Origin of the sequence: Silvimonas soli (genome assembly GCF_030035605.1) — a bacterium.
GTDB classification, from domain to species: domain Bacteria; phylum Pseudomonadota; class Gammaproteobacteria; order Burkholderiales; family Chitinibacteraceae; genus Silvimonas; species Silvimonas soli.
On the sequence record NZ_CP106736.1, the window covers coordinates 485,248 to 511,883 of the forward strand.

At 57.7% G+C, this 26,636-nt stretch carries 25 protein-coding genes; 10 read left to right on the plus strand and 15 right to left on the minus strand.

The genetic code is table 11. The annotated features are described in order from the left end of the window. Positions 1-129 precede the first annotated feature (129 nt). Both N7220_RS02175 and N7220_RS02180 read left to right on the plus strand, forming a co-directional pair. Complete coding sequence (locus N7220_RS02175) at positions 130-1,026, plus strand: metallophosphoesterase family protein (protein WP_283149837.1); 897 nt, start codon at positions 130-132, stop codon at positions 1,024-1,026. Positions 1,027-1,028: 2 nt separating this feature from the next. Next, complete coding sequence (locus N7220_RS02180; RefSeq protein ID WP_283149838.1) at positions 1,029-1,391, plus strand: cupredoxin domain-containing protein; 363 nt, start codon at positions 1,029-1,031, stop codon at positions 1,389-1,391. A gap of 256 nt (positions 1,392-1,647) precedes the next feature. Here N7220_RS02180 and N7220_RS02185 read toward each other — a convergent pair whose 3' ends face one another. The 6 genes from N7220_RS02185 to N7220_RS02210 all read right to left on the minus strand — a co-directional run bounded on the left by N7220_RS02185 (position 1,648) and on the right by N7220_RS02210 (position 8,411). Next, positions 1,648-3,036 carry an efflux transporter outer membrane subunit gene (locus N7220_RS02185; RefSeq protein WP_283149839.1) on the minus strand — a complete coding sequence of 463 codons (1,389 nt, stop codon included), beginning with the start codon at positions 3,034-3,036 and terminating at the stop codon, positions 1,648-1,650. Positions 3,037-3,050: 14 nt separating this feature from the next. Then, positions 3,051-5,018 carry a macrolide ABC transporter ATP-binding protein/permease MacB gene (macB, locus tag N7220_RS02190; protein ID WP_283149840.1) on the minus strand — a complete coding sequence of 656 codons (1,968 nt, stop codon included), beginning with the start codon at positions 5,016-5,018 and terminating at the stop codon, positions 3,051-3,053. Positions 5,019-5,225: 207 nt separating this feature from the next. Continuing rightward, positions 5,226-6,416 (minus strand): macrolide transporter subunit MacA, encoded by a 1,191-nt coding sequence (gene macA / locus N7220_RS02195; RefSeq protein ID WP_283149841.1) that lies wholly within the window; start codon positions 6,414-6,416, stop codon positions 5,226-5,228. 209 nt (positions 6,417-6,625) lie between these two features. After that, complete coding sequence (locus N7220_RS02200; RefSeq protein WP_283149842.1) at positions 6,626-7,033, minus strand: hypothetical protein; 408 nt, start codon at positions 7,031-7,033, stop codon at positions 6,626-6,628. Positions 7,034-7,087: 54 nt separating this feature from the next. After that, positions 7,088-7,723 (minus strand): glutathione transferase, encoded by a 636-nt coding sequence (yfcF, locus tag N7220_RS02205; protein ID WP_283149843.1) that lies wholly within the window; start codon positions 7,721-7,723, stop codon positions 7,088-7,090. 52 nt (positions 7,724-7,775) lie between these two features. Next, complete coding sequence (locus tag N7220_RS02210; protein ID WP_283149844.1) at positions 7,776-8,411, minus strand: GNAT family N-acetyltransferase; 636 nt, start codon at positions 8,409-8,411, stop codon at positions 7,776-7,778. Between the two features lie 136 nt (positions 8,412-8,547). Between N7220_RS02210 and N7220_RS02215 the strand changes: the two genes are divergently transcribed. The 3 genes from N7220_RS02215 to N7220_RS02225 all read left to right on the plus strand — a co-directional run bounded on the left by N7220_RS02215 (position 8,548) and on the right by N7220_RS02225 (position 10,870). After that, positions 8,548-8,799 carry a hypothetical protein gene (locus tag N7220_RS02215; protein ID WP_283149845.1) on the plus strand — a complete coding sequence of 84 codons (252 nt, stop codon included), beginning with the start codon at positions 8,548-8,550 and terminating at the stop codon, positions 8,797-8,799. Positions 8,800-9,132: 333 nt separating this feature from the next. After that, positions 9,133-9,582, plus strand: coding sequence for an ANTAR domain-containing response regulator (locus N7220_RS02220; protein WP_283149846.1), 450 nt, complete (start codon positions 9,133-9,135; stop codon positions 9,580-9,582). 115 nt (positions 9,583-9,697) lie between these two features. After that, positions 9,698-10,870, plus strand: coding sequence for a CmpA/NrtA family ABC transporter substrate-binding protein (locus N7220_RS02225; protein ID WP_283149847.1), 1,173 nt, complete (start codon positions 9,698-9,700; stop codon positions 10,868-10,870). Positions 10,871-10,893: 23 nt separating this feature from the next. On the opposite strand, the gene N7220_RS02230 is transcribed toward N7220_RS02225, so the two are convergent. The 3 genes from N7220_RS02230 to N7220_RS02240 all read right to left on the minus strand — a co-directional run bounded on the left by N7220_RS02230 (position 10,894) and on the right by N7220_RS02240 (position 15,727). Further along, complete coding sequence (locus N7220_RS02230) at positions 10,894-11,871, minus strand: NAD(P)-dependent oxidoreductase (RefSeq protein ID WP_283149848.1); 978 nt, start codon at positions 11,869-11,871, stop codon at positions 10,894-10,896. Positions 11,872-12,011: 140 nt separating this feature from the next. Next, positions 12,012-12,935 (minus strand): 2-hydroxyacid dehydrogenase, encoded by a 924-nt coding sequence (locus N7220_RS02235; protein ID WP_283149849.1) that lies wholly within the window; start codon positions 12,933-12,935, stop codon positions 12,012-12,014. 191 nt (positions 12,936-13,126) lie between these two features. After that, complete coding sequence (locus N7220_RS02240) at positions 13,127-15,727, minus strand: hypothetical protein (RefSeq protein WP_283149850.1); 2,601 nt, start codon at positions 15,725-15,727, stop codon at positions 13,127-13,129. A 205-nt stretch (positions 15,728-15,932) separates the two neighbouring features. Between N7220_RS02240 and N7220_RS02245 the strand changes: the two genes are divergently transcribed. Continuing rightward, positions 15,933-16,769, plus strand: coding sequence for an AraC family transcriptional regulator (locus tag N7220_RS02245; RefSeq protein ID WP_283149851.1), 837 nt, complete (start codon positions 15,933-15,935; stop codon positions 16,767-16,769). Here N7220_RS02245 and N7220_RS02250 read toward each other — a convergent pair. Then, entirely contained in the window at positions 16,761-17,489 is a 729-nt protein-coding gene (locus N7220_RS02250; protein ID WP_283149852.1) for a LysE family translocator, read from the minus strand. The genes N7220_RS02245 and N7220_RS02250 overlap by 9 nt on opposite strands. A gap of 152 nt (positions 17,490-17,641) precedes the next feature. On the opposite strand from N7220_RS02250, the gene N7220_RS02255 reads away from it, so the two are divergent. Continuing rightward, on the plus strand, positions 17,642-18,340 hold the full coding sequence (locus N7220_RS02255) for a PadR family transcriptional regulator (RefSeq protein ID WP_283149853.1): 699 nt from the start codon (positions 17,642-17,644) through the stop codon (positions 18,338-18,340). A 213-nt stretch (positions 18,341-18,553) separates the two neighbouring features. Continuing rightward, positions 18,554-19,567 (plus strand): BamA/TamA family outer membrane protein, encoded by a 1,014-nt coding sequence (locus N7220_RS02260; protein WP_283149854.1) that lies wholly within the window; start codon positions 18,554-18,556, stop codon positions 19,565-19,567. Between the two features lie 87 nt (positions 19,568-19,654). Here N7220_RS02260 and N7220_RS02265 read toward each other — a convergent pair whose 3' ends face one another. Then, entirely contained in the window at positions 19,655-20,353 is a 699-nt protein-coding gene (locus N7220_RS02265; protein ID WP_283149855.1) for a siderophore-interacting protein, read from the minus strand. A 329-nt stretch (positions 20,354-20,682) separates the two neighbouring features. Here N7220_RS02265 and N7220_RS02270 point away from each other — a divergent pair, with 329 nt between their 5' ends. After that, positions 20,683-21,357 (plus strand): TetR/AcrR family transcriptional regulator, encoded by a 675-nt coding sequence (locus N7220_RS02270; RefSeq protein WP_283149856.1) that lies wholly within the window; start codon positions 20,683-20,685, stop codon positions 21,355-21,357. Continuing rightward, complete coding sequence (locus N7220_RS02275) at positions 21,354-21,965, plus strand: NAD(P)-dependent oxidoreductase (RefSeq protein WP_283149857.1); 612 nt, start codon at positions 21,354-21,356, stop codon at positions 21,963-21,965. The genes N7220_RS02270 and N7220_RS02275 overlap by 4 nt, the downstream gene beginning before the upstream one ends. 174 nt (positions 21,966-22,139) lie before the next feature. Here the strand turns inward: N7220_RS02275 and N7220_RS02280 are convergent, their stop codons facing one another. The 4 genes from N7220_RS02280 to N7220_RS02295 all read right to left on the minus strand — a co-directional run bounded on the left by N7220_RS02280 (position 22,140) and on the right by N7220_RS02295 (position 26,488). Then, on the minus strand, positions 22,140-24,275 hold the full coding sequence (locus N7220_RS02280; RefSeq protein ID WP_283149858.1) for a TonB-dependent siderophore receptor: 2,136 nt from the start codon (positions 24,273-24,275) through the stop codon (positions 22,140-22,142). A 95-nt stretch (positions 24,276-24,370) separates the two neighbouring features. Beyond that, on the minus strand, positions 24,371-25,972 hold the full coding sequence (locus N7220_RS02285) for a PepSY-associated TM helix domain-containing protein (protein ID WP_283149859.1): 1,602 nt from the start codon (positions 25,970-25,972) through the stop codon (positions 24,371-24,373). Further along, on the minus strand, positions 25,959-26,216 hold the full coding sequence (locus N7220_RS02290; RefSeq protein ID WP_283149860.1) for a hypothetical protein: 258 nt from the start codon (positions 26,214-26,216) through the stop codon (positions 25,959-25,961). Before N7220_RS02290 ends, N7220_RS02285 begins: the two co-directional genes overlap by 14 nt. Then, entirely contained in the window at positions 26,216-26,488 is a 273-nt protein-coding gene (locus N7220_RS02295) for a hypothetical protein (protein WP_283149861.1), read from the minus strand. Before N7220_RS02295 ends, N7220_RS02290 begins: the two co-directional genes overlap by 1 nt. Positions 26,489-26,636 lie beyond the last annotated feature (148 nt).

The following is a 26,636-nucleotide window of genomic DNA, read 5'->3' on the forward strand; positions in this document are numbered from 1 at the left end:
ATACCGTGTAAACCGCGTTGGCCCGGTATTTATTTCAAATACCGGGGAATATTTTTTTGCATAGGTCAGTTACCACATCAGAGCGTCCAGATATGCCGTCCGGACCAATACACAGCAAAGGTGATGATCATGCAAAACGCAATCGACCGCCGCTTGTTTCTCAAGCTGGCCGGGCTGGGCGGTGTGATTCTGGTTACGGGCTGTGCCATGCCCGGGATGGGTGGCGAGATGGCGGCCCAGTCCGACTTTTATTTTGTGCAGTTGTCCGACACCCACTGGGGCTTTAAAGGACCAGCAGTGAACCCGGATGCCACAGGCACGTTGCCCAAGGCCATTGCCGCAGTCAACGCACTCAATCCGCCGCCGGATTTTGTGGTGTTTACTGGCGACCTGACCCATATCAGTGAAGACCCGGCAGTACGGCGGGAACGTCTCACGCAGTTCAAACAAATGGCATCGACCATCACCGTGCCGGTAGTGCATTACATGCCCGGCGAACACGACGCGTCGCTCGACAATGGGGCGGCCTACCAAGAGTTTTTTGGCGCGACCCACTATGCCTTCGATCATAAAGGCGTGCATTTCATCGTTATTGATAATGTCAGCGACGCCCACGCCCGCATCGGTGCAGATCAACTGGCCTGGTTACAAGCCGATCTGGCCGGACAGCCTAAAGATGCGCGCATCGTCGTATTTACTCATCGCCCACTCTTTGATTTATACCCGCGGTGGGATTGGGCCACGGCGGATGGCGACCAGGCACTGGCGCTGCTGATGCCTTATCAAAACGTGACTGTGTTCTACGGCCATATCCACCAGGAACACCATCACATGACTGACCACATCGCCCACCACGCCGCACACGGCCTGATGTTTGCGCTGCCCGCTCCGGGCTCGCAGCCACAGCGTACGCCCGTGCTGTGGGATGTAACGGCGCCTTATCGCGGCTTGGGTTATCGCGAAGTGGCCGAGCGCGTTACGACTTCGACGCCCGCATTAACTGAATTGCCAGTCACAGGAGCTTGAACATGCCTGATCGACGCCTGTTTTTACGCGGTACGCTCACGGCACTGGTCACCGGTTCGACCATGGGACTGGTCCGCGCTGCCGAGCCACCCGTATTTCGCATCAGCGCGCGCCGCTTTACCTACACGCCCGCCACGCTGGATATTCCGGCGCACCAAACGGTGATTCTGGAACTGACCGTGAGCGATATCGTGATGGGCTTCAATCTACCGGATCTGAAACTGCGCACCGACCTCGTCCCCGGCCAAACCGCACGGCTGACACTGCCACCGTTACCACCCGGCGAAGTGCCATTTTTGTGTGATGTGTTTTGCGGCAGTGGGCATGAAGATATGAGCGGGGTGTTGCGGGTGGGGATGAAGTGAGAATTGCCTTGGTGAATCGGGTAAAAGGTGCGTGGGAGCTTCTCTACTTCGTCATTCCCGCGCAGGCGGGAATCCGGCGGCAATATTCGCAGAAACCCAAAAAAAATCTTTGGCCCCCAGTTAACCTGGCCAGTGCAATCGCCCGTTCCCGCGCTGTAACTGGACTCCCGCCAGCGAGGGAATGACAGTGCAAAGCTTCCCGGATTATCGGGATGAATCCATCCTGCCTCTGGACGACCCCAAGGCTGTCCACCGCCTATGAGCCTGCTTGCGCATCCCCACCCAGCGCCTTGTACAGCGTCATCAAATTAACCAATTGGTTGTAGTGGTTCTCCGCCAGCGTAATATCCGCCGAGCGACGGGTTTCTTGCTGATCCAGCCAGTCTTTGACGCCGGTTTGTCCGGCGCGGTAGCGGGTTTCGGAAAGCTTTTCTGCCTTCACTGCGTAGTCATAGGCAATCTGCCGTTGCTCGCCTTCGGCCATGTACTGGGTGCGGGCCGAGAGTGCGTTTTCTACGTCGGCCAGGGACGAGTAAAGCGTCTGACGGAAGTTGACCACGGCTTGTTCGTACTGCGCTTGCGAGACCTTGATCGTCAGTTGCGTGGTGTTCCACTGAATGAACGGCAGCGTCAAACCAGCGCCGAGCGTGCCGATTGGATTTTTGAGTACGTCGCCCAGGCTGGTGCTGCCGGTGCCCACGTTACCGGTCAGGCTGAAAGCCGGGTAGAAACTGGCTTTGGTGGCATCGACACTGGCCAGACTTTCACGCAAGCGGGCTTCGGCAGCGCGCAGATCCGGGCGGCGCGACAGAACATCGGCGGGCACACCAGCGGGTACGTCCGGCAGTGCGCCAGTGGGCAAAGCGGTGATTTCTGTTTCGCGGTTTTCCGGTGCCTGGTTGAACAAGATCGCCAGTGCGTTGCGGGCTTCTTCACGTTGTTGTACCAGGCTGGTCAGCGATGCTTTTTGCGTTGCCAGATTCTGCATCGACTGCGCTTCATCCAGCCCGCTTGATTGCCCGGCTTTATGCTGCACGCGTACCAGATCCAGCGTGCGTTGGGCGTAATCGATGCTTTCCCGGGCCGACGTCACGCGCTGGTTCAGATAACCAATCTGCCAGTACAGTTGGGCGGTAGTGCCAATCAGCGCCAGCGCGGTGTTCTGGCGATCCAGTTCGGTGGCAGTCGCTTCCCATTGCGACACATCGCGCAGGCTCGAAAGCCGTCCCCACAAATCAATCTCATAACTAAGCGCGACGTTAGCACCGTAAGCCTTGGTGGTCGGGCCGCCGTTTTGCAGGTTTTTGACGGCGCTGCCGGTCACCCCTGCAGTCACAGCAGGCGTGAGGTTGGTATCAGTCAAACCAGCCTGCAAACGCGCTTCGCGTACTTTGATGGTGGCGGCGGCGAGATCGTTATTGGTGCGCAATGCTTTGTCGATCAGCGCATCCAGTTGCGGATCGTTAAAGCTTTTCCACCAGGCATCCTGGCTGGCCACTTCACTGCCGGTGGTGGCCGGATTGACCCAATGTGCTGGCAAGGTCGCGCCAGGAGTCTGGTAATCACTGCGCAGTGCACTGCCGCAACCGGCGAGCGCCAAGGTGAGCGCCAGCGCGGTGAGTGGAACCATATACGTTCGTTTCATTGAGTTTTTCATCATTATTCGCGCGCCAGCGCTTCAATCGGATCCAGCCGGGCCGCGTTGCGGGCGGGCATAAAGCCAAAGATCACGCCAATCAGCGTCGAGCAAACGCAGGCCGCCACAATCGAGCCCACCGAGAATTTCATCGACATCACCGAGACAAACATCGAGAACACCACGCCGATCCCGAAAGACAGCAACACGCCTATCACGCCGCCAATCAGGCAAACCAGCACGGCCTCAATCAGGAACTGCTGCAGGATATCGTTCTGCCGTGCGCCGACCGCCATGCGAATGCCAATCTCATGCGTGCGCTCAGTGACCGATACCAGCATGATGTTCATCACGCCGATCCCGCCCACGATGAGCGAAATCACGGCAATCGCCGAGATCAGTAGCGTCAGCGTGCCGGTCGTTTTTTCCACCGTTTTGAGGATGCTGTCCGATGAATTGGTAAAGAAGTCGGTGGTACCGTGGCGCAGGGTCAGCACTTTGGTCAGGCTTTGCTCGGCCAGATCATTGGGCATGCCATCGCGCACCCGCACCGTGATGCTGTTGAAATACTGCTGGCCCAACAACCGCCCCATCGCCGTGGTGTAGGGGATGAACACCTGCAAATTGGAGTTGCTGCCAAACGCACTTTCTTTCTTCTCGGCCACCGCCACAATCGTGCAAGGCAAGCTGCCGACCAAAATCACCTTGCCGACCGGGTTTTCCCAGGTTTTGAAGAGTTTGTTGCGAGTGTTGTCATCGATCACCACGGTTTGCGCCTGGCGGCGGACTTCATCCGCGCCAAACGCCACGCCACCGGCCATTTTCATGTCGCGCACACGAAAATACTGTTCGCCCACGCCGCTAACCGAGGACGTTGCCGTGACGTTGCCGTAACGCAGTGTTTCACTGCCAGAAACCGAGGGCGTGACGCTGTCGATAAAGAACTGTGATTGCAGCACGGCCAAGTCGCTGGGCGTGAGGGTGCGAATCGAACTGGCCTTGTCGTCGCCCCAGCCTTTACCGGGGAAGACATCAATGGTGTTGGTGCCGATGGAACTGATGTCATCAATCACCTTCTGCCGCGCGCCCTGCCCCAGCGCCACTACCGACACCACCGACGTAATGCCGATGATGATGCCGAGCATGGTCAGCAGCGTGCGCATGCGGTGCGTCGCCATGGCAATCCAGGCCATCTTGAATGCCTCACCAAAGCGCCCCCAATTGGCGTTCAGCAGGTTCTGCCGGTGTGTCAGCGGCTTTTCCAGCACCACTTTCACCGGGTCTGCGGCTTGCTCGTTGCGGCGATCAGCGATGATTTCGCCGTCATGAATCTCGATGATGCGCTCCGCGTTGCTGGCCACTTGCATATCGTGCGTGACCAGAATCACCGTATGCCCGCGCTGGTGCAACTCACGCAAGATCGCCATGACCTCTTCGCCACTGCGGCTATCGAGCGCGCCGGTGGGCTCATCGGCCAGGATCACATCGCCGCCGTTCATAAGCGCGCGGGCGATACTCACGCGTTGTTGCTGACCACCGGACAACTGACTTGGCCGATGCATCGTCTTGTCAGACAAACCCAGCCGCCGCAACAGTTCCTGCGCCCGGGCGCGGCGTTGCTGTTTGTCGGTACCCACATATACGGCGGGGATTTCGGCGTTTTCCTCGGCGCTCAAATGCGGCAACAGGTGGTAACGCTGAAAGATGAACCCAAAGTGCTCGCGCCTTAGCGTGGCCAGATCATCACCTTCCAGCTCACGCGTTTCGCGCCCGGCCACCCGGTAACTACCGGAGGAGGGCCGATCCAGGCAGCCAAGAATGTTCATCAACGTGGATTTGCCGGAGCCGGATTGGCCGACAATGGCGACCATTTCACCAGCATGAATGGTCAGGTTCACGTCCTTCAGGACCGTGACCTCTTCTTCCCCGGCGGGAAAGCGGCGCTCCAGATGCGTCAGCTCCAGCAGCGCCTTGCGGGTTTCCTGAGTCATGCCATACCCCGCACGCCTGCTGGACGCACCTTTGTAGCCCGGATGAAGCAAAGCGCAATCCGGGAAGCGATGATGGAAAATATGAAACGACCTCGCATAATGAGGGCCGTATTCCCCGGATTCTCACGAAGTTTATCCGTTGAACGGGAAAAGTGCCGAGAATCGGCTTTCATCCGGGCTACCGTTTTAGCTTGTTGACGCGTCATCTCAATGCCCTGGCGGCGGGCCGCGATGATCGTCTTGCGAGGCGGCGACCTTGAGCGTGGTGGTGTCGCCCACGATGACCTTCTCGCCTTCACTCAAGCCACTCAATACTTCCGTGTTGACGTTGTTATTCAGGCCGATCTTCACCTTGCGCGTTTCCGGCATGTCGTTCTTGCCAAGCACGCGCACCTCATAACTGCCATCGGCACCTTTCGGGCCTAACGCGGTAACCGGGATCGCCAACGCGTGTTTGGCTTCCCCCTGCACAATCGACACCTGCGCAGTCATTGATGTCTTCAATACGTGGCCCGGATTGGGTACGTCAAACAGCCCGTTGTAATACACAGCGCTGGTTGTGGTGGTCGTTGTGGTGGTGGTTTCGGTGCTGATGGATTCTGGCGCCGGTTCAATTGCCCGCAACTTGCTGCTAAAGCGTTTTTCCGCCGCGCCCAGAATGGTGAAATACACCGGCTGGCCCGGTTTGACGCGCACCACGTCCGCTTCGGAAATCTGCGATTTGATGGTCATGGTATCGAGGTTAGCCATGATCAGAATGGTTGGCGCCGATTGGGCCGACACCACGGTCTGCCCTTCTTGCGTAACGATCGAGATAATCTCGCCATCCATGGGCGCGGTAATGCGCGTGTAACCCAGGTTGGCTTTGGCGGTATCCACATCCACCGCCGATTGCTTGATCTGCGCATCGAGTGCGGCCAAGTCAGCTTTGGTGGAATCCACCTGCGCCTGCGCGCTTTCCAGATCAGCGCGCGCGCTGGCGTCGCTGGAGATCATGGTTTGCTGGCGCTGTAACGCCAGCTCATATTGTTTGAGCAGCGCCAGCTTGGAGACCTTCTGCGCCTGAACGTTATTCAGGCCCGCTTCGGCTTTACGCAAGTCATTCTCTTGCAGCACTGGATCGATCTCGGCCAGCAACTGGCCTTTTTTAACCCGATCACCCAACGCCACTTTGAGCGACTTGAGCTGGCCGTTCACCTGCGCACCGACACTCACCTGCTTGATCGGTTTGATGGTGCCACTGGCCAGCACGGTGTCTTCCAGATCCATGCGGCTGACCGGTGTGGTCAAAAATTGGGGCTTGGCGGGTTTGAACAGAAAATGTTGTGCGGCGAACACCAGCACAAGCAACACCACCGCAATCGCGATGATGCGGGTCGTTCGTTTTTGTAATTTCATCGTTTTTATAAGTCTGAGGGCCTGACTGTTGACTGGGGGATGTTACCTGCGATCAATCGTAATTGCGTGCTTTCAAAGTGATTTAGCCAGCGTGAAATGTAACGATACCGGCGCGATACACACGTCAAAGTATTTGAATCATTGCGGACCAACGGAATCTGCCAGCCTCAAAGGCCCGCAAGCATGGACACTTTACTGGCCTGGCAAGCTCACTGTTCCAGCACCTGTTTCAGCGTGGCCAGATCACGCTGCACCCAGTCCTGATCGCGCTTGAAGTCGGCATCACTCATGCCCGGCTGGCGAAACAAGGTCAAGATCACGTCACTACCATCATCGTTAGCCACCACCCTCAACGGCACGTAAACCTCCGGCACACCGGCCGCTGGAACGCCAGCCGGACTGATGTAATGATCCAGTACGCCGTATTCGTTGGCGGGCGTGAACCGCACCGGTAGCTCCCCACTGGGCGAATCGGCGTACCAGATGCCGTTCTCGTGCCGGATTCCCCGACTCAAACCGGACGCCCATTGCGGCCAGTTAAACGGGTTAACCAGAAACCCATAGACGTTGGCCACTTCGCGCGAAATGGAAACCGTAATAACAATAGATGGCAGCATGATGATTCCCCAAAACCAGTTAGCCCTATCAATCAAGCGACTCGCATTGCCGAATCAAACCCCGCGCAAGGCCAGCCACTTTTGCACCGACGGCCGTTGCCACTGGGCACTGACGTAGCGGCGCAGCTTTTCCGGGATTTCATCGCCATTTTTGACAAGCCGGTTGAGCATCAGTGCCAGATCGGTATCGGCAATGCACCATTGGTCAAACAGGCTGGTGCTGCCATTGGCGATCAAACGCTCGGCCACATCAATCAGTTTCTCGGCGGCTTCCGTGCCTTCAAATGATAGCGGCGTAGATTCGGGAGCGATGAATACCACCTCGGTCGGGCGTTCGATGCGCAGCGCCAGCAAATCGCTGCGCAACCAAGCCTGCACCTGCCGCGCCCGGGCGCGCTCGTAGCGGTTGGTGGGTAGTACATTGGCGTAATCTGGCGCTGGATAAGTATCTTCCAGAAATTCCACAATGGCGGACGATTCAGACAAATGAAAATCCCCCGCCACCAAAGTCGGTACCCGTGCGGTAATGGATTGGCTGCGATATTGCGGGGCGTAGTGCGCGCCTTTACCCAAGTCAATGCCCTGCACGGAAAATGGCAGCCGTTTTTCTTGCAGGGCCACAAATGCGGTCATGGCATACGGGCTCAGGAACTGGGCATCGGTATAAAGCGTGAGCGATTCGGTGGTCATGATGTTTCGTTCCGTCTGGTTGCTGGGTAGTTGCAGGCTGGGCAGGTTTGGATCACAACGGGGCGGCGGTCTTCACGGTCAGGGCCGGCCGGGTGTAATAAAGATCCCATTCTTCTTCGCGCGCCAGGACAAAGCCATGGCGGACGTAAAAACGGTTGGCGTCGCTATCACGCAGGGCAGCCAGGTGCATGGGTTGGTTTTGGGCGTCTGCCACATCCATAAGATGCCGCAACACTCGCGAGCCCAACCCTTGTCCGCTCACGCTGGGTAATAGATAAAAATTATGCAGATGAAGGCCGTCGGCCTCGTGCGTCATGCAGTAAAAACCGACGCGCTCACCGTTCAGATTAATGCTTTGAGTGGCAGTCGCGTTGAACTGATCACGCATGCGCTGGCGCGCCCGGTTCTCGTCAAATCGCCCCACTCGTTCCAGGCTTTCACGCATGGCAGCCACACGGATATCGGCAAGGTTTTCCAGGTCGTTGGCCGTAACGGCCGAAAAATCGAGGGTGCCAGACATCGGATAAATTTCCGGGAAATGGAGATGAAGGTAGACCCACAAAGATAGCAGATCGTGGTTTGCCGATGCGTAGTACGCCACTGTAATGCGCTGCGGCCAGTTGGACTGCCTGACAGAAATCATAATGTGGTCACCCCCATGCCGTGCCAGCTTGAGCTGATATGTCACTTGATCGTAATGCTTACAGCCTAAACTGCGGGCCTGTCCGGAGCCATTACCCACTGCGAGCCACGCGCATACAAATGCCTGGCGCGCCGTTTTTCCGGATCTTGTTCACTGCGGTACTGCATAAACAGGTTTATCGATGTTCAGCAAATTTCGCCTTCCGCCAATTCGCGCTCGCCGTTCCCCTTTGTATTACCCGCTGTTTGCCATCGGCGCGGTGCTCACGCTTGCAGCGCTTTACGGCTGCAAAGACATGGTTGCCGACCCGCATCTTGCCGCAGCACAGCAGGTTGTCCCGACCACAACCCAAAACGATGTCAGCACTTCTCGCCAGCAACGCCAGCCGCGACAAGAACTGGTCGCTTTGAACGAAAAGTTATTGCTGAACTGATTTATTGATGGTTTGTTGATACCGAACCCAAGCCGGGTCGAACACCCTAGTTGTGGGATCGCTACCGTCTCAAACAGACATCCGTTAGCGCCAGGCCGTTCAGCGGCTCTTGCTTTGAGCTGCCTTACGCTTTGCGCAAATTCGCATCATTGATCCGATGCGCCAAAACTACTCAGCCCTGCACCAACATGGCGCAATCAAAACTGGGCTGGGTTTCTACTATCAGCAAATCTCCTTACTTATCAAAGCACTGCCTTCTATGTTGCAATGCCACATCACCGGCATGCTTCTTGCATTAGCCTGATTACCCATCGTTACTAAAGAAGCCAAGCCATGCTGCGCATACTTCTGGTTACCGATACCGAAAAAGCCCTGGGCGACGTGCGGCAAGCACTCACCCGCCGTGGCTATGCCCTGCTCCCGGATGCCACTACAGCGCCGGGGCTGGTCCGACTCATTGAAGGCCAATCACCCGACCTGGTGCTGGTCGACGCTGAATCGCCATTGCGCGATACGCTGGAGCAACTGGCGGTGATGAACCGCAATGCGCCGCGTGGATTGCATATGGGCGATCAGCTTGCCGATTTGCGTTTGCAACAAGCCACGCGAGAGCTGGGCGTTTCGGTTTACGCCTCGCATGAAGCAACGCCTGCCAGCGTGGCGCCCGTGCTGGCCTTGCTGGTAGCCCGTTTGACCCAAGCCGCCAGCGTGCAACAACGGCGAACCGAAACCGCCCGCATCACTGCGGATCGCGCTTTGCTGTTACACGCCAACGGTCTATAACCCAGGCATCTTTTCAATTTTCCGATTGTGGCTGGCATTGGTTGGTCGATATAAACCATTGCCAGCGCAATCTTAACTACCTGCCAGACCATTCGGCGCTGTACCTGATACCACCATGCCCGCCAACTCCCTCGCGCCCTATCGGGCCGGGTCAGACCAAGACATCCCGGAAAAAACGCATCTGAAGCTCGGCTACGTCGCCCAAGCCGAATGCGCGCCGCTGGTCGTCGCGCAGGTCAGAAATCTGGGGGCTCGTTACGGCATTACACTGGAACTATGCCGCCAGCCATCCTGGTCGGCATTGCGTGACAAATTGCTGAGTGGCGAGCTGGATGCCGCGCAGATGCTGCACGGTATGGCTTATGGCATTCATCTGGGCTTGGGTGGCCAGCAAGCCGACATGGCGGTGCTGATGACCCTGAACCAGAATGGTCAGGCGATTACGCTGTCCAATTCGCTGGCTGAAGCGGTGACATCTGGTGGTTCCTTGCGCATGAAGCTGGCAGACACGCCACGCCGCCGGGTGTTTGCGCATACTTTTCCGACCGGCACCCACGCGTTATGGCTGTATTACTGGCTGGCGGCACAGGGCATCCATCCGCTGAACGATTTACGCAGCGTCACCATCCCACCGTCACAAATGGCGGAATCGCTGGCCAGAGGGGAACTGGATGGCTATTGCGCCGGTGAGCCGTGGAGCACGCTGGCCTCCAACGCCCATAACGGTGTGACGGTGGTGACCAGTGGCGAAATTTGGCCCGATCACCCGGAAAAAGCCCTGACTTGCCGCCAGGACTTTGTCACTCGCTACCCCGGCAGCGCCCGCGCCTTGATCAAAACATTGCTGGATGCCTGCCGCTGGCTGGACGATTCAGCGCATCGCGAAGAAGCCGCACGCTGGATGGCGGATGCCACCATCATCGGGCAATCGGCGGATCTGATCACCGCGCGTCTATTGGGTAATTACGGCAGCGCGCCGCTCCGTCAGCCGCCAAGGCCTATCCGCTTCTTTGCCGATGGCGAGGTCAATTTCCCATGGTTGTCGGATGGCCTGTGGTTCCTGTCGCAATTCCGGCGCTGGGGTATGACGCGTGAACTTGCCAGCACCACCATTACGGTCGTCAAGGCGGTCAACCAGACGGCGCTTTACCGCGAAGCCGCTGAAGCCATCGGCGTGAACGTGCCAGTTGATGAATACCGCAGCAGCGTATTGATGGATGGCTATCACTGGACCGGCATCAACCCCGATGGCTATGCCAGTTCATTCAGCGTGCGCGAGCGCGGCTAAGACTGGCGCAACCCTGCCCGTTCTCAAAATGCAGCTGGATTGACCAGATTGGTTAAATCCGGCTTGCCCGCCAACGCATTGACCAGATTACTGACCGCGCTCACCGCCATGGCTTTGCGGGTCTCGAGCGTGGCTGACCCAAGATGCGGCAATGCCACCACATTGGGCAGCTTCAGCAAAGGGCCATCCACCGGCGTGGGTTCAGCCGCAAACACATCCAGCCCGGCACCACGCAACTGACCTGCCATGAGCGCAGCGGCCAGTGCGTGTTCATCCACAATGCCACCGCGCGCGATATTAATCAGAATGGCGTCCTTCTTCATGAGAGCCAGTTGTGGTGCGCCCAGCAGATTGCGGGTTTGCGCTGTCAGCGGCACCGTCACCACCACAAAATCCGACTGCGTCAGTAGTTCATCCAGCTCAACGTGGCGGGCGCCATAAGCTTGTTCTGCAGCCAGGTTAGGAGTGCGCTTGGTGTACAGCACCTTCATGCCAAACCCCAGCGCGCCACGTCGCGCTACTTCGCTACCGATCCCACCCATGCCGATAATGCCCAGCGTTTTGCTGTGTACATCCACGCCAAAATATGTCTCTGCCAGATTGGCTTGCCAGCCGCCAGCGCGCACCCAGCCATCCAGTTCCACCACTCGCCGCGCCACCGCCAACATCAGCGCCAGCGCGGTATCTGCAGTGGTCGCGGCTAGTGCGGCGGAAGTGTTGAACAACGCCACTCGCCGTTGCGTGAGGTCCGCCACCTTGATGGTGTCGTAACCCGCCGAGATAGTCGATACCACTCGCAATTTGGGCGCCAGTGCCAGTAGTTCGGCATCAATGCGCATGCCTGCCCCAATCATGCCTTCGGCCTGGGTGAGCGCGGCGTGCCATGTGGGCAAGTCGGCCTTGGCGCCCTTGGCATCAAACCGGCGTAAATCGAAGGTATCAGCCAGTTGCTGCAGCAGATCTGCGGGCACCGGGGACGCGAGGATGACGACAGGTTTCATGCGTAACTCCAAACGGGGCAAAGCGGGAAATGGACAGGACTGGTAATTTCAATTCAATAATTTGATTACCATTGTAATTAGATTAACTATGTCAGCCACAACAAATTACCGCCCTGCCATTACGCTTTGCACTTCATCACTTAATAAGCCCGTTGCCGATCCACCACACCGGCCACCGTTTCACCGCGCTGCAGTGCCCGCAGCTTGTCTGCAATCTGCTGCACCGATGGCCCCGGCAAGGTGTTGGCTGCAACGTGCGGGGTGATAAACACCTGCGGATGTCGCCACAGTGGGTGATCCACCGGCAGTGGTTCTTCGGGAAAGACATCCAGTTGCGCACCCTGCAGATGGCCGCTATCGAGCAGCGCCCGCAAGGCATTCAAATCGATCAAATCACCGCGCCCGGCATTGATGATCGCAGCACCGGTGGGTAACAGTGTCAGGCGCTGTTCATCCAGCAAGCCACGCGTTTCTGGCGTGGCGGGCAACAGGCAGACCAACACATCAGTGCGGGCCAATAGCTGCTCTAGCCCCGCTGGGCCGTGCAGGCAATCCACGCCGTTGACGGTTTTGGCATTACGACTCCAGCCACTGACCGGGTAACCCAACGCCAGCAACGCCTGGCAAATGCGTACACCCAGTTCGCCCAGACCCAGCACGCTGACACGTACCTCGGCTGCGGCACGTTGCGGTAATGGCTGCCACACACCCGCTTGTTGCTGGCGAACGTAGCCATCCATATTGCGTTGAAAACGCAGTACGCCAAACAGCGCGTATTCGATCATCTGCTGTGCCATCCCGGCATCGGTAAGGCGGATGACTGGCACATGGGCAGGTAAATCATCGCGCTGCAAAAAGCGATCTACGCCGGCGCCCAAGGCAAACACTGCACGCAGATTGGGAAAGCGCGCAAATAAGCCTTGCGGCGGTCGCCACGTGGCCAACCATTCCACCGCCGCATCGTCGACAGTCTCTGGATAAGCCGCGACCGGCATGTGCGGCAGCGCTTGTCGAAACAGATTGGCCCAGTTCGCGTCACCAGGCGGGGTATGGATATAAAGCATAGGAGGCAGACTCAAACAGTGGGTTCAGGACGAGGTATGACGACCAGCAGAACAAGCACTATGCCACGGGGGCTGGCTACGCCCAAGCGGGCCCTACAGATAACCCGGCAGATAAGCCGGATTTAAAAAGGCCTGCAGTTGCCTGCAGGCCTTTCGGTTAGTGATTTGCTACTGCTTGTGAGACAGGGTGATTAGCGGAAGCGCCGTCCGCCACCCATGCGCCCCTGGAAGCCGCCGCCATAGCTGCTGCGGTCAAAACCATGGAAGTTGTCTGGTCGCTGCACGCCCTGGCCACCCATGCGCTCACCGGCATTCTGGTGCATTTCTCCGCCGCCATTCTGCCCCAGCGACTGCCGCGCCTGACCCGCATTGCTACCTGCGGCCTGCGGCGTGCGTTCTGCCGTGCGCTCGTTGCCGCGATCACGCGCCAGTTGGTCTGTGTTCACACCGGCGTCTGCTGGCGGCTTCACGTTCTTGAACTGGCCGTTCGGCTGCACTTCCTGCCAGCCCTGGCCCTTGTCGTAACGATATACATTGCCGTCTTTCCCGGCATAGACATTGCCACCCGCATTCACCACGCCACCATGCGTCACGTCGCCGGTGTCTTTGTTGTAATGCACATAACCTGCGCCATTCACATCACCTGCGGCCCCTTTGCTGTTGAATGAGCCAGCGGCAGTCGCACCATGATCCGAAGTAGTGGCGCCTGAAGTGCTGTGGGTTACCCGACCGGTGTTGGTATTGACGGTAGTTCTCTGACCACCGGCAATGCCATTCCCGGTATTCGGGTTGTAGGCCGCAGCACCATGCCCGGCTACCGCACGACCGGTTTCCGGGTTGTAGCGCACACCACCTGCCGCTGCGCTGGTCACACCGGTATAAGCATTGGTGTTACGCCCGGCATAACCATAACCGTGCCCGCCGGTGGCCTCGTTGTAGAAGCTGCCGCGTACAGCGGTGCCATAGTTGCCAGTCCACGGATTGGACCATGCAGCGCGCGTGCCTTGCGCCACGGTATTGCCCCAGCGGCCATAGACGTTACCCACCGCCACCGACGGCCCCCAGTACCATGGCGACGGGCCGTACCAGCCATACCACGGGCCCCAGTACGGGCCATACCAGGCCGAAGCCCAAGCCCATCCAGCCACAAAGCCAAAGCTCCAGCCCACAAAGGCGTCATAACCAAAGGCGACGTTGTAGCCATAGGTAGCCGGGCAGCCGTACCAGACATTGCCCACCCACGCGCTGCAGGTGTAACCCGTGCCGTAGACCACCACGCCGCTGTTGACCACGGTACCGTAGTAACCAGGCGTGTAGCCCACGTAAACCACGTCCGATGTGTGCCCGTAAACATAGACATAAGTCACGTAATGCACGGGCGAGTTAGCGGGGATCGTGTAGATCACGGCAGGCACGGTCAATGCCACCGACCAAGGGCCAGTAGGCGCCGGCGCCATGAACCACACGCCGTTTTGCACCGCGTAATACTGTGTCGGGCTGACCTGAATGACCGGCACGGCGGTGTTCCACGCGTAATTGAGCGCGGTGCCATCAATGGCCTTGAACTGCGGTTGACCTCCATCGTAGCTCACGTTGAGCTTGGCCTGAGCCAGATTGACGCTGGCGGTTTGCGGGATCGAATTGGCGATCAGCGATTCACGTGCCTCCGGCGTGCCAGGGATCGAAGCCAGCACTGCGCTCTTGGCGCTGTCTGAAGGGATCTTGGCAAAGTCGGCCGGCAGCTTTTCACCAGCAACATAAGTCCATGGACCTTTGGTGGAGTTGGCGCTGAACCAGCGGCCAGACAGCAATACGTACCAGGTATTGTCGGTAGCGGAATCCACAAACACGTCGCCAGCCGTGTTTGCAACATAGGCCAGAGATGTGCCGGCAATCTGTGCAAACTGCGGCTCGCCATCGACCATCACCAATTCAGCCGGGCCGGTAGCGGTGTAGATCGCCGGGTACTTGCCCGCAGCCAGTGTCTTTTTCATGGCCTCGGTGGGTTTATCCATGACGTCCACCGTTTTGGCGTTAACTGCCTCTTGCAACGCTTGTTCCAGCCCGGACGAAACCTTGGGCGCAGCGGTCCACGGTCCCGTCAATGCCGGTGCTTTCATCCATTTACCGGCAAAACGCAGATACCAGGTGCCGTCCTCCATCAGCAGCAAAGAACGGGTATTGATAACGCGATTGATGCCCTTGGCGCTGGTTGGCTTCACCGATGGCGAGCCATCAACCAGCACCAGCAAGGCCGGTTCAAACGAGAAAATGATCTGTGGCGGTGTGTTGTTCACGGTCACACTGGCTTGGTCAGCGTCGGCATGATTGATCGCCAGAGTCGCCTCAAGTTGATCCAGGCTCACGGTGAGCGGCTTGTTCGGCATGGCCTTGCGCGCCAGCGTCAGATATTTATTCTGGTTGGTCGAGTCGGTGGGGAAGCTCACCTTGTCGATCACCACGTTATCCAGCAGCACCGTCCGCGCCACCTTGTTGGTATCGGTGCGGGCCGAAAACCAGCCTACGCCGTAGGCCAGCAAATCTTGCTGTTTGCCGTCTTTACCGGTGGCCGTGCCCTTTTTAACCGAGATAGCCAGCCGCCCTTTGAGGGTATTGCCAGACCAGCTATCGAGCTGCGGCTGGTAAAAGGTGATTGCCGTGCCATCCACGGTGTAGTGATGAGGCCATGGCGCGTTAGTGGTCGGCGTCGCTGCGGCAAACGCCGTGGGCGCCAGCGCCAGCATCACGCCGGCGCATAACGCCGCTATGGCCTGAAGCATATTCTTGAACATACCGAGCCCCTTTTGAGGTCTTCAATTGGACCGGAACCGATCATGGCCAAAGCGCAGATCAGTGCCGCGGGGAGGCGTCTGCTTGTGTCATTCTGCTGCCTCCTCCTGCGTTGGTTTTAGTGCATGGACCATAAGTTCACCAGCGGCCAGGTAAATATGCTAGAAATGAGTTCACACCTGATCACGCAAAATTCGCAGAATATCCATGAAAATCAATGAACTGGAACAAACCACCTTTTGGGCCAACCCTGATTGGTATTTTGTGGAAGGTCGCCGCAGCCACAATGGCCGGGCCTGTTACCAGGCACACACGCATCCCACTTTCTCGATCGGGATCGTCGATGCCGGGAGCAGTCTGTTTACGCATCGCGACCAGACGGTGCCATTGCGGCCAGGTTCAGTGGTGATGGTAGGTCCGGACGAGGTTCATGCCTGTAACCCCGAACCGGGCAAGCGCTGGAGCTATCGCATGTTTCACATTGATGCGGCGTGGCTCACCGCGCTGTGGCAACGCTTGGGCCAACCGGCAACGCTGCTCACGCAAGGACATGGCGTGATTCACGATACTGATCTGGTCGCGCAAATCGAGACATTAACCGAACTGCTGGCTGCCGCGCCCGCGCTTGACCCAGCCCGGCGGGTGGCCGCGCTGCAGGCGTGCCTCACACACATCTACCTGCGTGCCAGCGAGTTGTTGCCACAGCAAGCTGTACGGCAGTCCGATCCGCGCATCAGCAAAGCGCTGCAGTTCCTGGCGGGGCAGCGCGGGCAACGCATCACACTGGCGCAACTGGCAAAGGTCGCCGGGGCCAGCCCTTGGCATCTGGTGCGATTGTTCCGCAGCGAACTGGGCATGACACCGCACGCCTGGCTGGTTGATCAACAAATCAATCAGGCGCGGCAACTGGTACGCAACCAGCAATCACTGGCCGACGTAGCCGCGCAGGTCGGGTTTGCCGATCAGGCGCATTTGCAGCGCGTCTTCAAACGCCATGTTGCGGCAACACCGGGGCAATATCGGCTGATCGACCGCTCACGCTGAGCCACCCAGCGCCATACCCACCGCCAGCCCCAGCAGTACCATGCCAGCACCAATCTCGATCTGTGACAGATGACGCGTGAGTGCCCCGCCTATGTGCCGATGGCGTAGCAACATGGCCAGTAGCCAATCCCACAGAAACACCGCACTCACCATCCACAGCCCATACCCGGTCTGAATTATCAGCGGCGTTTGCGGACTCACCGCCAGCGTAAACAGGCCCAGATAAAACAACGCGTTTTTGGGATTGAATCCGCCCGAACCCAAACCGCTCAGCAAACCAGAAACCAAACCGCCGGTGGTGCTAGCTGTTGGCGCAGTGTCGGGTAGCGCCTTGCGTGCCAACCCGCCACGCACAAACTGCCAGGCAATCCATATCAGCCACGCGCACCCGGCCCATTTGAGCGCCTGCAACAACACCGCGTTATGACGCAGCAGCGAGAACCCGGCCAGCGCGCACAAGATATAAATCCCGTTGGCCAGCGCGATGCCCAGACACACCCCTAGCGTATGTCGCCGTGACTGGGTCAACGCACTGCGCAGCACCAGCAAGAAGTCCGGGCCGGGGCTTAACAGCGCGAGAAAATGAGTGCCGGCAATCAGCAGGAATTCGTGCCAGAACATGCGTACCACCTTGTCCAGATAAAACTCGAAAGCAGGCAGTCTGGCCAAAACGGGGTGTGCCGGATTGAACAAAATTGCGCGGATGAGACCTGCGAGCACGGGATATCCCTCGCCGCTTATCGCCCAAGCGCTTGACTTCGCTTCTGGCAAAATATATCTTAAGACACATATCGTAAGATATAAAAGCAAAACCAAACCGGCCCAACGAGGCCGGAGATAAACCAAAGCACCATCTACAAAGGAATAACCCCATGAAACAATTCATTCGCAAGCTGCGCGAACATCATCACATGCACCATGAGTGGCATGACCATATGCGCCACATGATTGGCCGTCACGGCCGTGGCCACGGTCACGGTGGCTTCGGCGGCGGTTTTGACGACGAGGCTGGTGGCGGCGGGCGCGATTTTCGCTCGGGCCGCAAGTTGTCTTCCGCCGACCTGCAACTGATCATCCTGGCTTTGCTGGAAGAAAAACCGCGCCATGGTTACGAAGTCATCAAAGCGCTGGAAGAACGTACCAACGGCTTTTACGCGCCCAGCCCCGGCATGGTTTACCCCGCGCTCACCTACCTGGAAGAAGTTGGCCAGGCCAGCGTGACGCAGGAAGGCAACAAGAAGCTGTACGAGATCACCGCTGAAGGTCGCGCCTCGCTGGCAGAAAACCGCCCACGCGTGAATGCCATCCTGAGCAAGCTGACCTTTATCGGCGACAAAATGGACCGCATCCGCGAAGTCTTTGGCGAAAAGCTGGATCGCCATGCGGGCCGCTTTGGCATGAGCGTGGAAGAGGACGGTAGCCGCTTTATTACAGCACTAAATAATGCGCGTTTTGCCCTGAAAGCCGCTTTGCGCTCCAAAATCGGTGCCAGCGAAGCCGAACAACGCCGCATTGCCGCCATCCTGGAAGCCGCGACGCTCGAAATCGAAAACCCCGGCATCACCGAATAAACCCTCACCCGGAGCACTTTGCGCAAGTTCCACCTGATTACTGCAAAGTGACAATTCGCCAACTAAACTGGGTTTGACCGCTCCTAGAGGCTCAAGCCCATGTACACAAAGTTATCAGTACGCCGGCTGCTTGCCGGCGTTTGCATTTTATTAGCCGCTGGCAATGCTCGGGCCTGGCCCAATCTCACCGATCCTGAAGACGGCGCGCTCGACATGAGCGACTATCTTTTGAATCAAAAGGGATTTCTCCCCGTTCCCAGCATCATTACGGAACCGGCGGTTGGCTACGGCGGCGGCGTAGCACTGCTGTTTTTTGATCAATCCATGGCTGAATCCCAAGCCAAAGCCAAAGAAACTGGCACGCTGCAACCACCCAATATCACCGGCTTTGGCGGTATTGCCACTGAAAATGGCACGTGGGGCATGGGCGCGTTCCATTTCCATTCATGGGATGACGACAGCATCCGGTACTTGGGTGCCGTCGCTAAAGTAAATCTCAAAACCGACTACTTTGGCTTGCTGAATGAGCCTCGCGCGTATCAGCTCGACGGCAATTTCCTGGTGCAGCAAGTACTGTTCAAAATCCCCGATACGCGTTGGTATATCGGCCCTCGCTACACCTATCTAGACGCGAAAACCACCTTTACCGGGCAAGTCGCCACCGAATTGGGCGGACTGGAAAAAGACCTCACCATCGGCAAGGGCGGGCTGGTCATCGACTATGACACCCGTGACAACATTTTCTGGCCCAGCCAAGGGACCTATGCAGAGATCGAAGCGCAGTACGCCCGCAGCTGGCTAGCCAGTAGCCAGGACTTTGATACCTACAACGCACGCGTATTCAACTGGTTACCGTTTGGTAAAGAGTGGGTACTCGGGTTGCGCGCGGATGTGCAAGCCACCAGCGGCGACGTGCCGTTTTATGCGCAACCTTTTGTGGATCAGCGCGGCGTGCAGAAAGGCCGCTATCAAGACAAAAACGCCGTCATGCTGGAAACCGAACTGCGCTGGAACGTGACCCCGCGTTGGGCGGCGCTTGGGTTTGTCGGCGCTGGCAAAGCCTGGGGCACCTGGCATACATGGAGCGATGCTTCGACGCCGGTGGGTGTGGGTGTTGGCTTTCGTTATCTGATTGCCCGCAAACTGGGTATGGGCGTGGGGATCGATATCGCTCATAGCCAGGAACAGAATGCCTGGTATATCCAGGTGGGCAGCGCCTGGCATTGAGGCAGATGTGAGGCGTCTTGAATCCCTGTCCACATGAAAATCGGGCCATTGTGCAAACAATGGCCCGATTCAATTACCGGTGAGCGATCAGTTGCGCCGTTCGCCCCAGAAATTCTTTTTGCGCACCCACGCCGCATCAAAACCGCGCTCTTCCAGTAATACGGTATGCACGTCCCGCACTGTGCCCGCAGCACCGGCCAGGTAAATAGTGGTGGGCGCCGGTAAATCCAGCGTCCGGGCGATGCCAGACTGGCGGGATTTGCCATGCAGTTTATCCAGCAGCACAAACGGCAACTGCAACGCGTCTATCACGCGGCCAATCCGGTCATCGCCGTCAATCACCCCTTCACATCGGCCATTGGTTGCTGCTGCAATAGCGGCAAATGGCGCGAGGGTTGTGGCATCACCAAAGAACCAGTGAGCTGCGGCAGTTTGATCAACCGTAATCCGCCCGGAGAATCCGCGAAACCACACGTTGTCACCACGTTCCAGCAAATGGGCCCACGAGCTACCCGGGCCACGGCCGTGCAAATGAATCAATAACTCGATTTCGCCGCGCTCGCGGTCAAAACGGTACACCGAGTACTTGCGCCGGACTTGCATGGCTGGGCCATCGACAAATACCGCGATCTCCATACCAGGTTCATACCCGGTCATCTGCGAGATGCCGTCCGCACTGAGCACCACATGCCGGATCACGCCCTCCAGCGTGGTGGCACGCAACACGGTGGCGCGTTGAATGGTTTCGCCTTTGATCAAGGCCTTGAAGCTTTCAATCACACCCATGCTGCATCTCCGCTGAAATGACTGGTACTGCCCCGCCTTGCCACGACCGGGTTTGCCCGGGGCGACTGTCGTTGGTAAGTCTCATGATTTTTCCTTTGTGGCTGTTATTGGCATAGCGGTGTCTTTGCACCTTTTTATATCTTACGATATAAGTCTTAAGATATATCTAACGACTGTATCGACGCAAGCTTCCATCAAAGAAAAACCAGGAAAAACACTGCCACCAGTCGGAACAAACAACTCTGTATAAAAATACGAGCATTTACTCGTATAATGAGCGCATTCTATGAGTAATTACTCGCGTTTCCTACTCGCATCCTGGAATGAACATGGCAGACCTCCCCAGCCCAAGAAAATCGCCACGTCAGGCCCGTTCGCAAGTCATGGTCGAGACCATTTTGCAGGCCACGGCTCGCGTTTTAACCGAGCGTGGTTACGCTGGCACCAACACCAATCTGGTCGCCGAATGCGCGGGTGTCAGCGTGGGCTCGATTTACCAGTATTTTCCGAACAAAGACGCATTGATCACCGCCCTGCATGATCGCCATTCCAATGAAATGGTCGCGCTGATCTCCAATGCGATCGCTGAGGTGTATTCGGTTGATCTGCAAACCGCCGTAGAACGGATAGTAGAAGCGGTGCATGAAGCGCATTTGCTGGAACCGGAAATGCATCGCGCGCTGGAAAACGGCGATATGCAATGTCACGACCAGGCGCATCACGAGGGCTACGTGACCATCGCGGCGCAGGTACTGAATTTGCTTAAACACCATCGGGCGGCCATTCGGGCAGAAAACCTGGAACTGGCTGTCTGGACCTGTATGAAGATCATTGAAACCATGGTTCACAGCGCCGTGCTCGATCCTCCCCCGCAGTTCAGCCAGGCCGAAATCCGCCGGGCGATTGTGGCTGCGGTGATGGGCTATCTGGTCTACGCGACCCCGGCGACTGATCCAGCGACCAAGCCATTGCCAACTGTTCTCATCAAGGAAGCGTCATCATGAAAATCGCCATCATCGGAATTACCGGCCGTGCGGGTTCGCGCATCGCCACCGAAGCTTTAAGCCGCGGGCACGAGGTGACCGGCATTGTGCGCACGCCGGGCAAGGCCGACGTACCGACCGGAGTAGACGTCAAACAGGGCGATGCGACGCAGCCAGAAAGCATTGCAGCTGCCTTGCGCGGCTACGATGCGGTGGTCAGCGCAGCGCGCTTTCAGACCTTGACCGCAGCGCCATTGCTGCAAGCAGTCAAAGCCGCCGGGGTGAAACGTTTGGTCGTGGTTGGCGGCGCCGCCAGCCTTGAAGGTGCTCCCGGCCAACTGGTGCTCGATAGCCCGCATTTCCCCGCCGAATACAAACCGGAAGCCACTGCTGGCAAGCGCTTCCTGGACGATCTGCGCCGCGAATCCAGCGTGGAATGGACGTTCATCTCCCCTTCCGCCGAATTCGGCCCCGGCGAGCGCACTGGGCAATTCCGGCTGGGCTCACAGCAATTGCTCAAGGATGCCAACGGCAAAAGTCATATCTCGATGGAAGACTATGCGATTGCCCTGGTAGATGAACTTGAAAAACCGCAGCATGTGCGGGAGCGGTTTACGGTGGGGTATTGAGGGAAAGTAGCGCGTTTCCGGCCTGGCCCCGGTATTTTCAAAGCGGCGCGCGTGATATTGGCCGGATACGCCCTGCTGTAAACAACAAGGGCTTCTTATAAGAGACAAGAAGCCCTTGTCCAACTCATGCTCATCGATCAGTAGCAGCCCATTGCTACTACTCCAACCCGGTTATTAGAATTCCAGTTGCGCCGAAGCCTTCAGCATCCGAGGTGTCCCCTGGTTCAGGATAAAGCCCCAGCTAGTCAGCCAGTATTTCTCGTTGGTCACGTTGTCCAGATTCAAACGCAGCGTCACTTTCTGGGTATTCCAGTGCGTCACATAGCGCGCGCCCAGATCAAACAAGGTATATGACGGCGCAATGTTGCTGTTGTCCGCTTCCAGCGCACGGTCACCCACATACTGCGCGCCCGCAGTTAGTGCCAGGCGGTCGATTTGCGGCACCGCATATTCAACGCCGGCACTAGCCTGGAAGCGTGGTGCGCCATAAGCCCGTTTGCCATTGATATCAGCCGACGCATTCACATTGCTGGCATCCAGCCACATGGTGCTGCCGGTCAGCGTCCAGTTTTTGGCAAGTATGGTAGAGCCGTTCAGTTCCAGCCCTTGATAGCGGGTTTCGCCGTTTTGCACGAACGTGGCATTGGAATTCACATATTCAAGACCGCGATTCACCCGGAACAAAGCGGCAGACGCACCCCAAGTCTGGTATTCCGCCTTCACGCCCACTTCGTACTGCTTGCTTTTGAGTGGCGGCATGATGGCGTTGGGGTTGCTGGCATACGCCGGTGCGGTGCCGCCCTGTTCCAGCGATTCCACATAGCTGCCGTAAACAGAGACAGGCTCAACCGGCTTGTAGATCAACGCAATCGTGGGCGTGACTGGCGAGCGGTCATATTTGGCCGTCACCGCACCGGCCATGTCGTAGCCGGTCTGGGAATAATCGTTGTAACGCAGGCCCAGAATGGTAGACCACTGGTCGTTGAACTTCACCGTGTCACTGGCAAAGACGGCTTTCTGCGTCGTTTTGGAACTCAGATAAGTTCCATTGTCGTAATTGGTGTTGGGGTTGGGAAACACCGTCATGTTGTAGATGTTGCCGCTGCCAAGTTCAGTCGAAGCAAAATTGTCCGGATAGTCTTCTTTCTGATCTTGCCAAGACACGCCAAACACCAGTTCATGCTTGATGGAACCAGTCTGCAGATGGCCGTTGAGCAATGCTTGCGCAGTCTGATAGTCGTAAACCGAATAGCCGCCCCACTGCAGCTCGGAATAGCCGCCGCTGTTATCGGTCAGGAAAATGGCACTATCGCGGTTTAGCCGATCCTGTTTGGCGTAGCGATACGACAGCCGGGCGTCCCATTGCGGATTAATCGCCCAAGTCAGATCGGTACCGGCGACTTTGTAGCTGGTTTCGTAATAAGTGAACGGGGATGCCAGGCGCTGGCTGCCATCCAGCGCGGACGGAATCTTCACCGGTTCAGCCACGGTCAGGCCGTAATCCTGCGCCAGGATGGCACCGTAATACGCGCCATCGACGCGACGTTTGTTGTACAGCGCATCCACCGACCACACCACATCCGGCGTGATGCGCATGTCTGCTGCAATCGAAGCGGTAGTGCGTTTGACATAGCCCTCGTCCACCGCCGTATCGCCCTGCTCCTGCACGGCATTCAGGCGATAACCAAAGCGGTTGTCATTACCAAAGCGCCCGCCCAGATCAGCCGCAGCCTTGAATACGCCATCGCTCTCAAAACCGGCAGTGACGCTGGCGTACGGCGCGTTGGTCGGCCGCTTGAGTACGTAATTGAGAATGCCGCCCGGCGCGCCAAAGCCATACATAAAGCCAGACAGGCCCTTGAGCAATTGCACTTGGTCGAACACTTCCAGCGGCAGGTCACTACCCCACGCCGGTGCGCCCAGGCCATCAATCTTGATGCCATTCAACGTATCGATCTGCATGCCGCGCACGCTGATGGCGCTGTTTTCGCCCGCATAGCTGTTGCCAATGCTGGTCACGCTGGCGTCGTTTTTGAACGCTTCAGAGATTTGCGAAGATTGCTGATTCTGGATTTGCGCCGCACTCACTGCCGTGACTGAAAACGGCGTGTCGCGGATAGCTTGATCACCCAGCGCGCCATTGCTGGTGGACTGCACCCGATAGCTTTCCAGGGTAGATTGCGGTTGCGCGGTTGCGGTGACATCCACATTGGACAATACGGCGGCATCTTCGGCGAAAGCATGCGGAACAGCGCACAAAGCCGCAATTGCAAAAGCCAGCGGACGCAAACGAAGTGTATGGCGAGGCATGAAGGTTCCCTGATTGAAAGGTAAGGTCTGCCCTGACCTGAGGCGGTCGGGCCTGTTTTGATATGGATTTGGTAAAACTGGAGGTACTGCTGGATTTATGCGGTATTGATGGCTGGAACGCGGCGCGGCGGCGCAGAAGTCATGGCCCAGACGCTGTTGGCTTGGCCTGCTTGCTGACGGCGCCGGGTCAGACGCGCCAACCAGAGAAAACCTCCGCCCATGAGCAGCGCAATGGCATCGACACCAAAGATTTGCCAATCGCCACGCCATGGGGTGATCAGCAGGTAATCACCCGTTAGCAGGCCATTGGCCAGCGGAATGCAGAAGGTCATCAACGCAGCAGCGCGCAGCAGATGCACGGCGGCGACGATGGGTGGGCGGGTAAAAGCAAAGAGCAGCGCGCAGAAGAATAGGCCGTAGCAAACTTCGCGTTCTAACAGCGGGACATCCAGATTCAGTGCCGCGCCCAGTTGCGCCGCCACAAACGCACCCGATATCGCTACGCAAGTACCGATGCATACGCCTATCGTGGCCTGCGCCATGTGATATGGCGCCCGCCCCTGCTGTTCCTGGCGCGATTTGCGGCGCGATTCCACCCACAGCAAATTGCCGGAATAAAACAAAAACGCGCCCATCAGCCCCAGCACGAAGTACAGCCACTTCACCGCGTAATGACCAAAGCTGCCAAAGTGCAGGCTGTATGCGCCGCTCATGGTGGCGTGGTTGATGTCTCGTTCACCGGCAATCTGGGTGTCCAGAATATGCCCGTCCGCTAGATGCACGCCGATGTTGCCGTACGGCGCCAGCGAGCGTTCGGAGTTACCGCGCACAGCCGCTTCGGCATTGGCGTCGCCATAATTGAGCAGCGTCAGCGCGCTGGCTTCAAAATCCGGCGCTTGTTGGCGCGCACGCTCCAGCAACTCGGGCAAGGGCAACATGACGGCGGATTTGTTGGCTGCAGGTGTCTCAGTGGTCACGTCCAGTGCGCCATTGATCTTGCCCATCAATTTGCCGCCATAAGCCAACGTATCAAACCCGGTCAGCAGCAAGCCGTACAGGCAGAACACCGCTGCGGTAGTGGCAAAAATGATATGAAACGGCAGGCTGAATACACCAATCAGGTTGTGCGCGTCTTGCCACAATCGTTTCAGATTCTTGCCTGCACGCAAGGCCAGCAAATCTTTGCTCAACCGTGGCAAATGAATCAGCAGACCCGACACCAGCGCCAGGCAGTACAACACGCTGACCACGCCCATGAAATAAATCCCGCCAACCGGAATACCCAGCGAGTAATGCACTGCATTGATAAAGCTGGTCAGGTCGGACTCAGGCTTGGCAGTGCCATCCATATGAGCCAACGTGGCGCTTTGCCAGTCTTTTTTGGCGGTATCGAACCACCACGCCACATAACGTGAACCGGTTTCCGTAGGCAGTTGCAGACTCAAACGAGCTTTGGCATCGGGGTGCGCTGCAATCACGCGATCGATCAGCAACTGCCCTTCGGCTGGTGTTTCGACATGGTGGCTACGGTTGGCTGGGTTCTGCCAGATAGCAATGTCGTCCTGGAACACCGTAATGGCACCGGCATAAAACGCCACAAACAAGGCAAAGCCAGCCAGCAAGCCGGTCCAGGTGTGCAGGCTTTGAAAGAGACGTAACGTAGCGGAAGATGGCGACGGCATTTCAGGCAAGCGCATGACGCGTCCCCCACAGCAACAGATAAACCAACAGATTGAGCGCCAGCAGCAAACTCCACGCTTTGGCGGTGGAACGAAACAAGGTGCTACCAGCCATGATGCCAATCCACAACGGTGCAAACAGCAGCAGCGCTGGCACAATCAGGTGCGACCAGCCACCCGGCACCAGGCGGGTCAGCAATCCGATAATGGCAATCGAAAGCGGCAAACCCAGCACCGCGCCTGCAGAGAAACGCCACCACATTAGCGGGCACCTGCTGCGGCTTTACGCGGTACCAGCAACGCCAGCGCAGGCAAGGCGATCCAGCTCAGTACAGCGGTCACCAGTGCCGCAAACACCCCGGCCCCGACGCCCAGTTGCCATACCCACAGTACGGTGGCGGCCAGCAGCAATACTGCGCCGATCCGACGCCCAACCCAGCCAGCAGACTGCGCCAGCAAAGACTGGTTAGGCGCGGCCAGGTACGTCCCGGCGGCCCCGGCAACGGTTAACAAAATGGCAAAAATAGTAATCATCAAAGGTCGAGCCTGCGGTTGGATCGCCGCGCGCAATGCTCATGCGGCGGGATCAGCATTATTATCAGGACGTCATATTAATGATAACTGTTCTCATTTACAACCTTAAAAGGTCAGAGATACACGCAGATACTTGATGAAGTTCAAA

Bases quoted from the DNA above. Each gene is read 5' to 3' on its own strand.
- N7220_RS02245 (WP_283149851.1), top strand. From the start codon at position 15,933: ATGAAAATCAATGAACTGGAACAAACCACCTTTTGGGCCAACCCTGAT.
- N7220_RS02290 (WP_283149860.1), bottom strand. From the start codon at position 26,216: ATGTGGTGGCGTTTCTCTGCAGGCGCGGTGCTGGGTTTGCCGCTTTCG.
- N7220_RS02200 (WP_283149842.1), bottom strand. From the start codon at position 7,033: ATGCTGCCATCTATTGTTATTACGGTTTCCATTTCGCGCGAAGTGGCC.
- macA (WP_283149841.1), bottom strand. From the start codon at position 6,416: ATGAAATTACAAAAACGAACGACCCGCATCATCGCGATTGCGGTGGTG.
- N7220_RS02255 (WP_283149853.1), top strand. From the start codon at position 17,642: ATGAAACAATTCATTCGCAAGCTGCGCGAACATCATCACATGCACCAT.
- N7220_RS02275 (WP_283149857.1), top strand. From the start codon at position 21,354: ATGAAAATCGCCATCATCGGAATTACCGGCCGTGCGGGTTCGCGCATC.
- N7220_RS02180 (WP_283149838.1), top strand. From the start codon at position 1,029: ATGCCTGATCGACGCCTGTTTTTACGCGGTACGCTCACGGCACTGGTC.
- N7220_RS02175 (WP_283149837.1), top strand. From the start codon at position 130: ATGCAAAACGCAATCGACCGCCGCTTGTTTCTCAAGCTGGCCGGGCTG.
- N7220_RS02295 (WP_283149861.1), bottom strand. From the start codon at position 26,488: ATGATTACTATTTTTGCCATTTTGTTAACCGTTGCCGGGGCCGCCGGG.
- N7220_RS02230 (WP_283149848.1), bottom strand. From the start codon at position 11,871: ATGAAACCTGTCGTCATCCTCGCGTCCCCGGTGCCCGCAGATCTGCTG.
- N7220_RS02280 (WP_283149858.1), bottom strand. From the start codon at position 24,275: ATGCCTCGCCATACACTTCGTTTGCGTCCGCTGGCTTTTGCAATTGCG.
- N7220_RS02225 (WP_283149847.1), top strand. From the start codon at position 9,698: ATGCCCGCCAACTCCCTCGCGCCCTATCGGGCCGGGTCAGACCAAGAC.
- N7220_RS02220 (WP_283149846.1), top strand. From the start codon at position 9,133: ATGCTGCGCATACTTCTGGTTACCGATACCGAAAAAGCCCTGGGCGAC.
- N7220_RS02185 (WP_283149839.1), bottom strand. From the start codon at position 3,036: ATGAAACGAACGTATATGGTTCCACTCACCGCGCTGGCGCTCACCTTG.
- N7220_RS02260 (WP_283149854.1), top strand. From the start codon at position 18,554: ATGAGCGACTATCTTTTGAATCAAAAGGGATTTCTCCCCGTTCCCAGC.
- N7220_RS02265 (WP_283149855.1), bottom strand. From the start codon at position 20,353: ATGGGTGTGATTGAAAGCTTCAAGGCCTTGATCAAAGGCGAAACCATT.
- N7220_RS02215 (WP_283149845.1), top strand. From the start codon at position 8,548: ATGTTCAGCAAATTTCGCCTTCCGCCAATTCGCGCTCGCCGTTCCCCT.
- N7220_RS02285 (WP_283149859.1), bottom strand. From the start codon at position 25,972: ATGCGCTTGCCTGAAATGCCGTCGCCATCTTCCGCTACGTTACGTCTC.
- N7220_RS02235 (WP_283149849.1), bottom strand. From the start codon at position 12,935: ATGCTTTATATCCATACCCCGCCTGGTGACGCGAACTGGGCCAATCTG.
- yfcF (WP_283149843.1), bottom strand. From the start codon at position 7,723: ATGACCACCGAATCGCTCACGCTTTATACCGATGCCCAGTTCCTGAGC.
- N7220_RS02240 (WP_283149850.1), bottom strand. From the start codon at position 15,727: ATGTTCAAGAATATGCTTCAGGCCATAGCGGCGTTATGCGCCGGCGTG.
- N7220_RS02270 (WP_283149856.1), top strand. From the start codon at position 20,683: ATGGCAGACCTCCCCAGCCCAAGAAAATCGCCACGTCAGGCCCGTTCG.
- macB (WP_283149840.1), bottom strand. From the start codon at position 5,018: ATGACTCAGGAAACCCGCAAGGCGCTGCTGGAGCTGACGCATCTGGAG.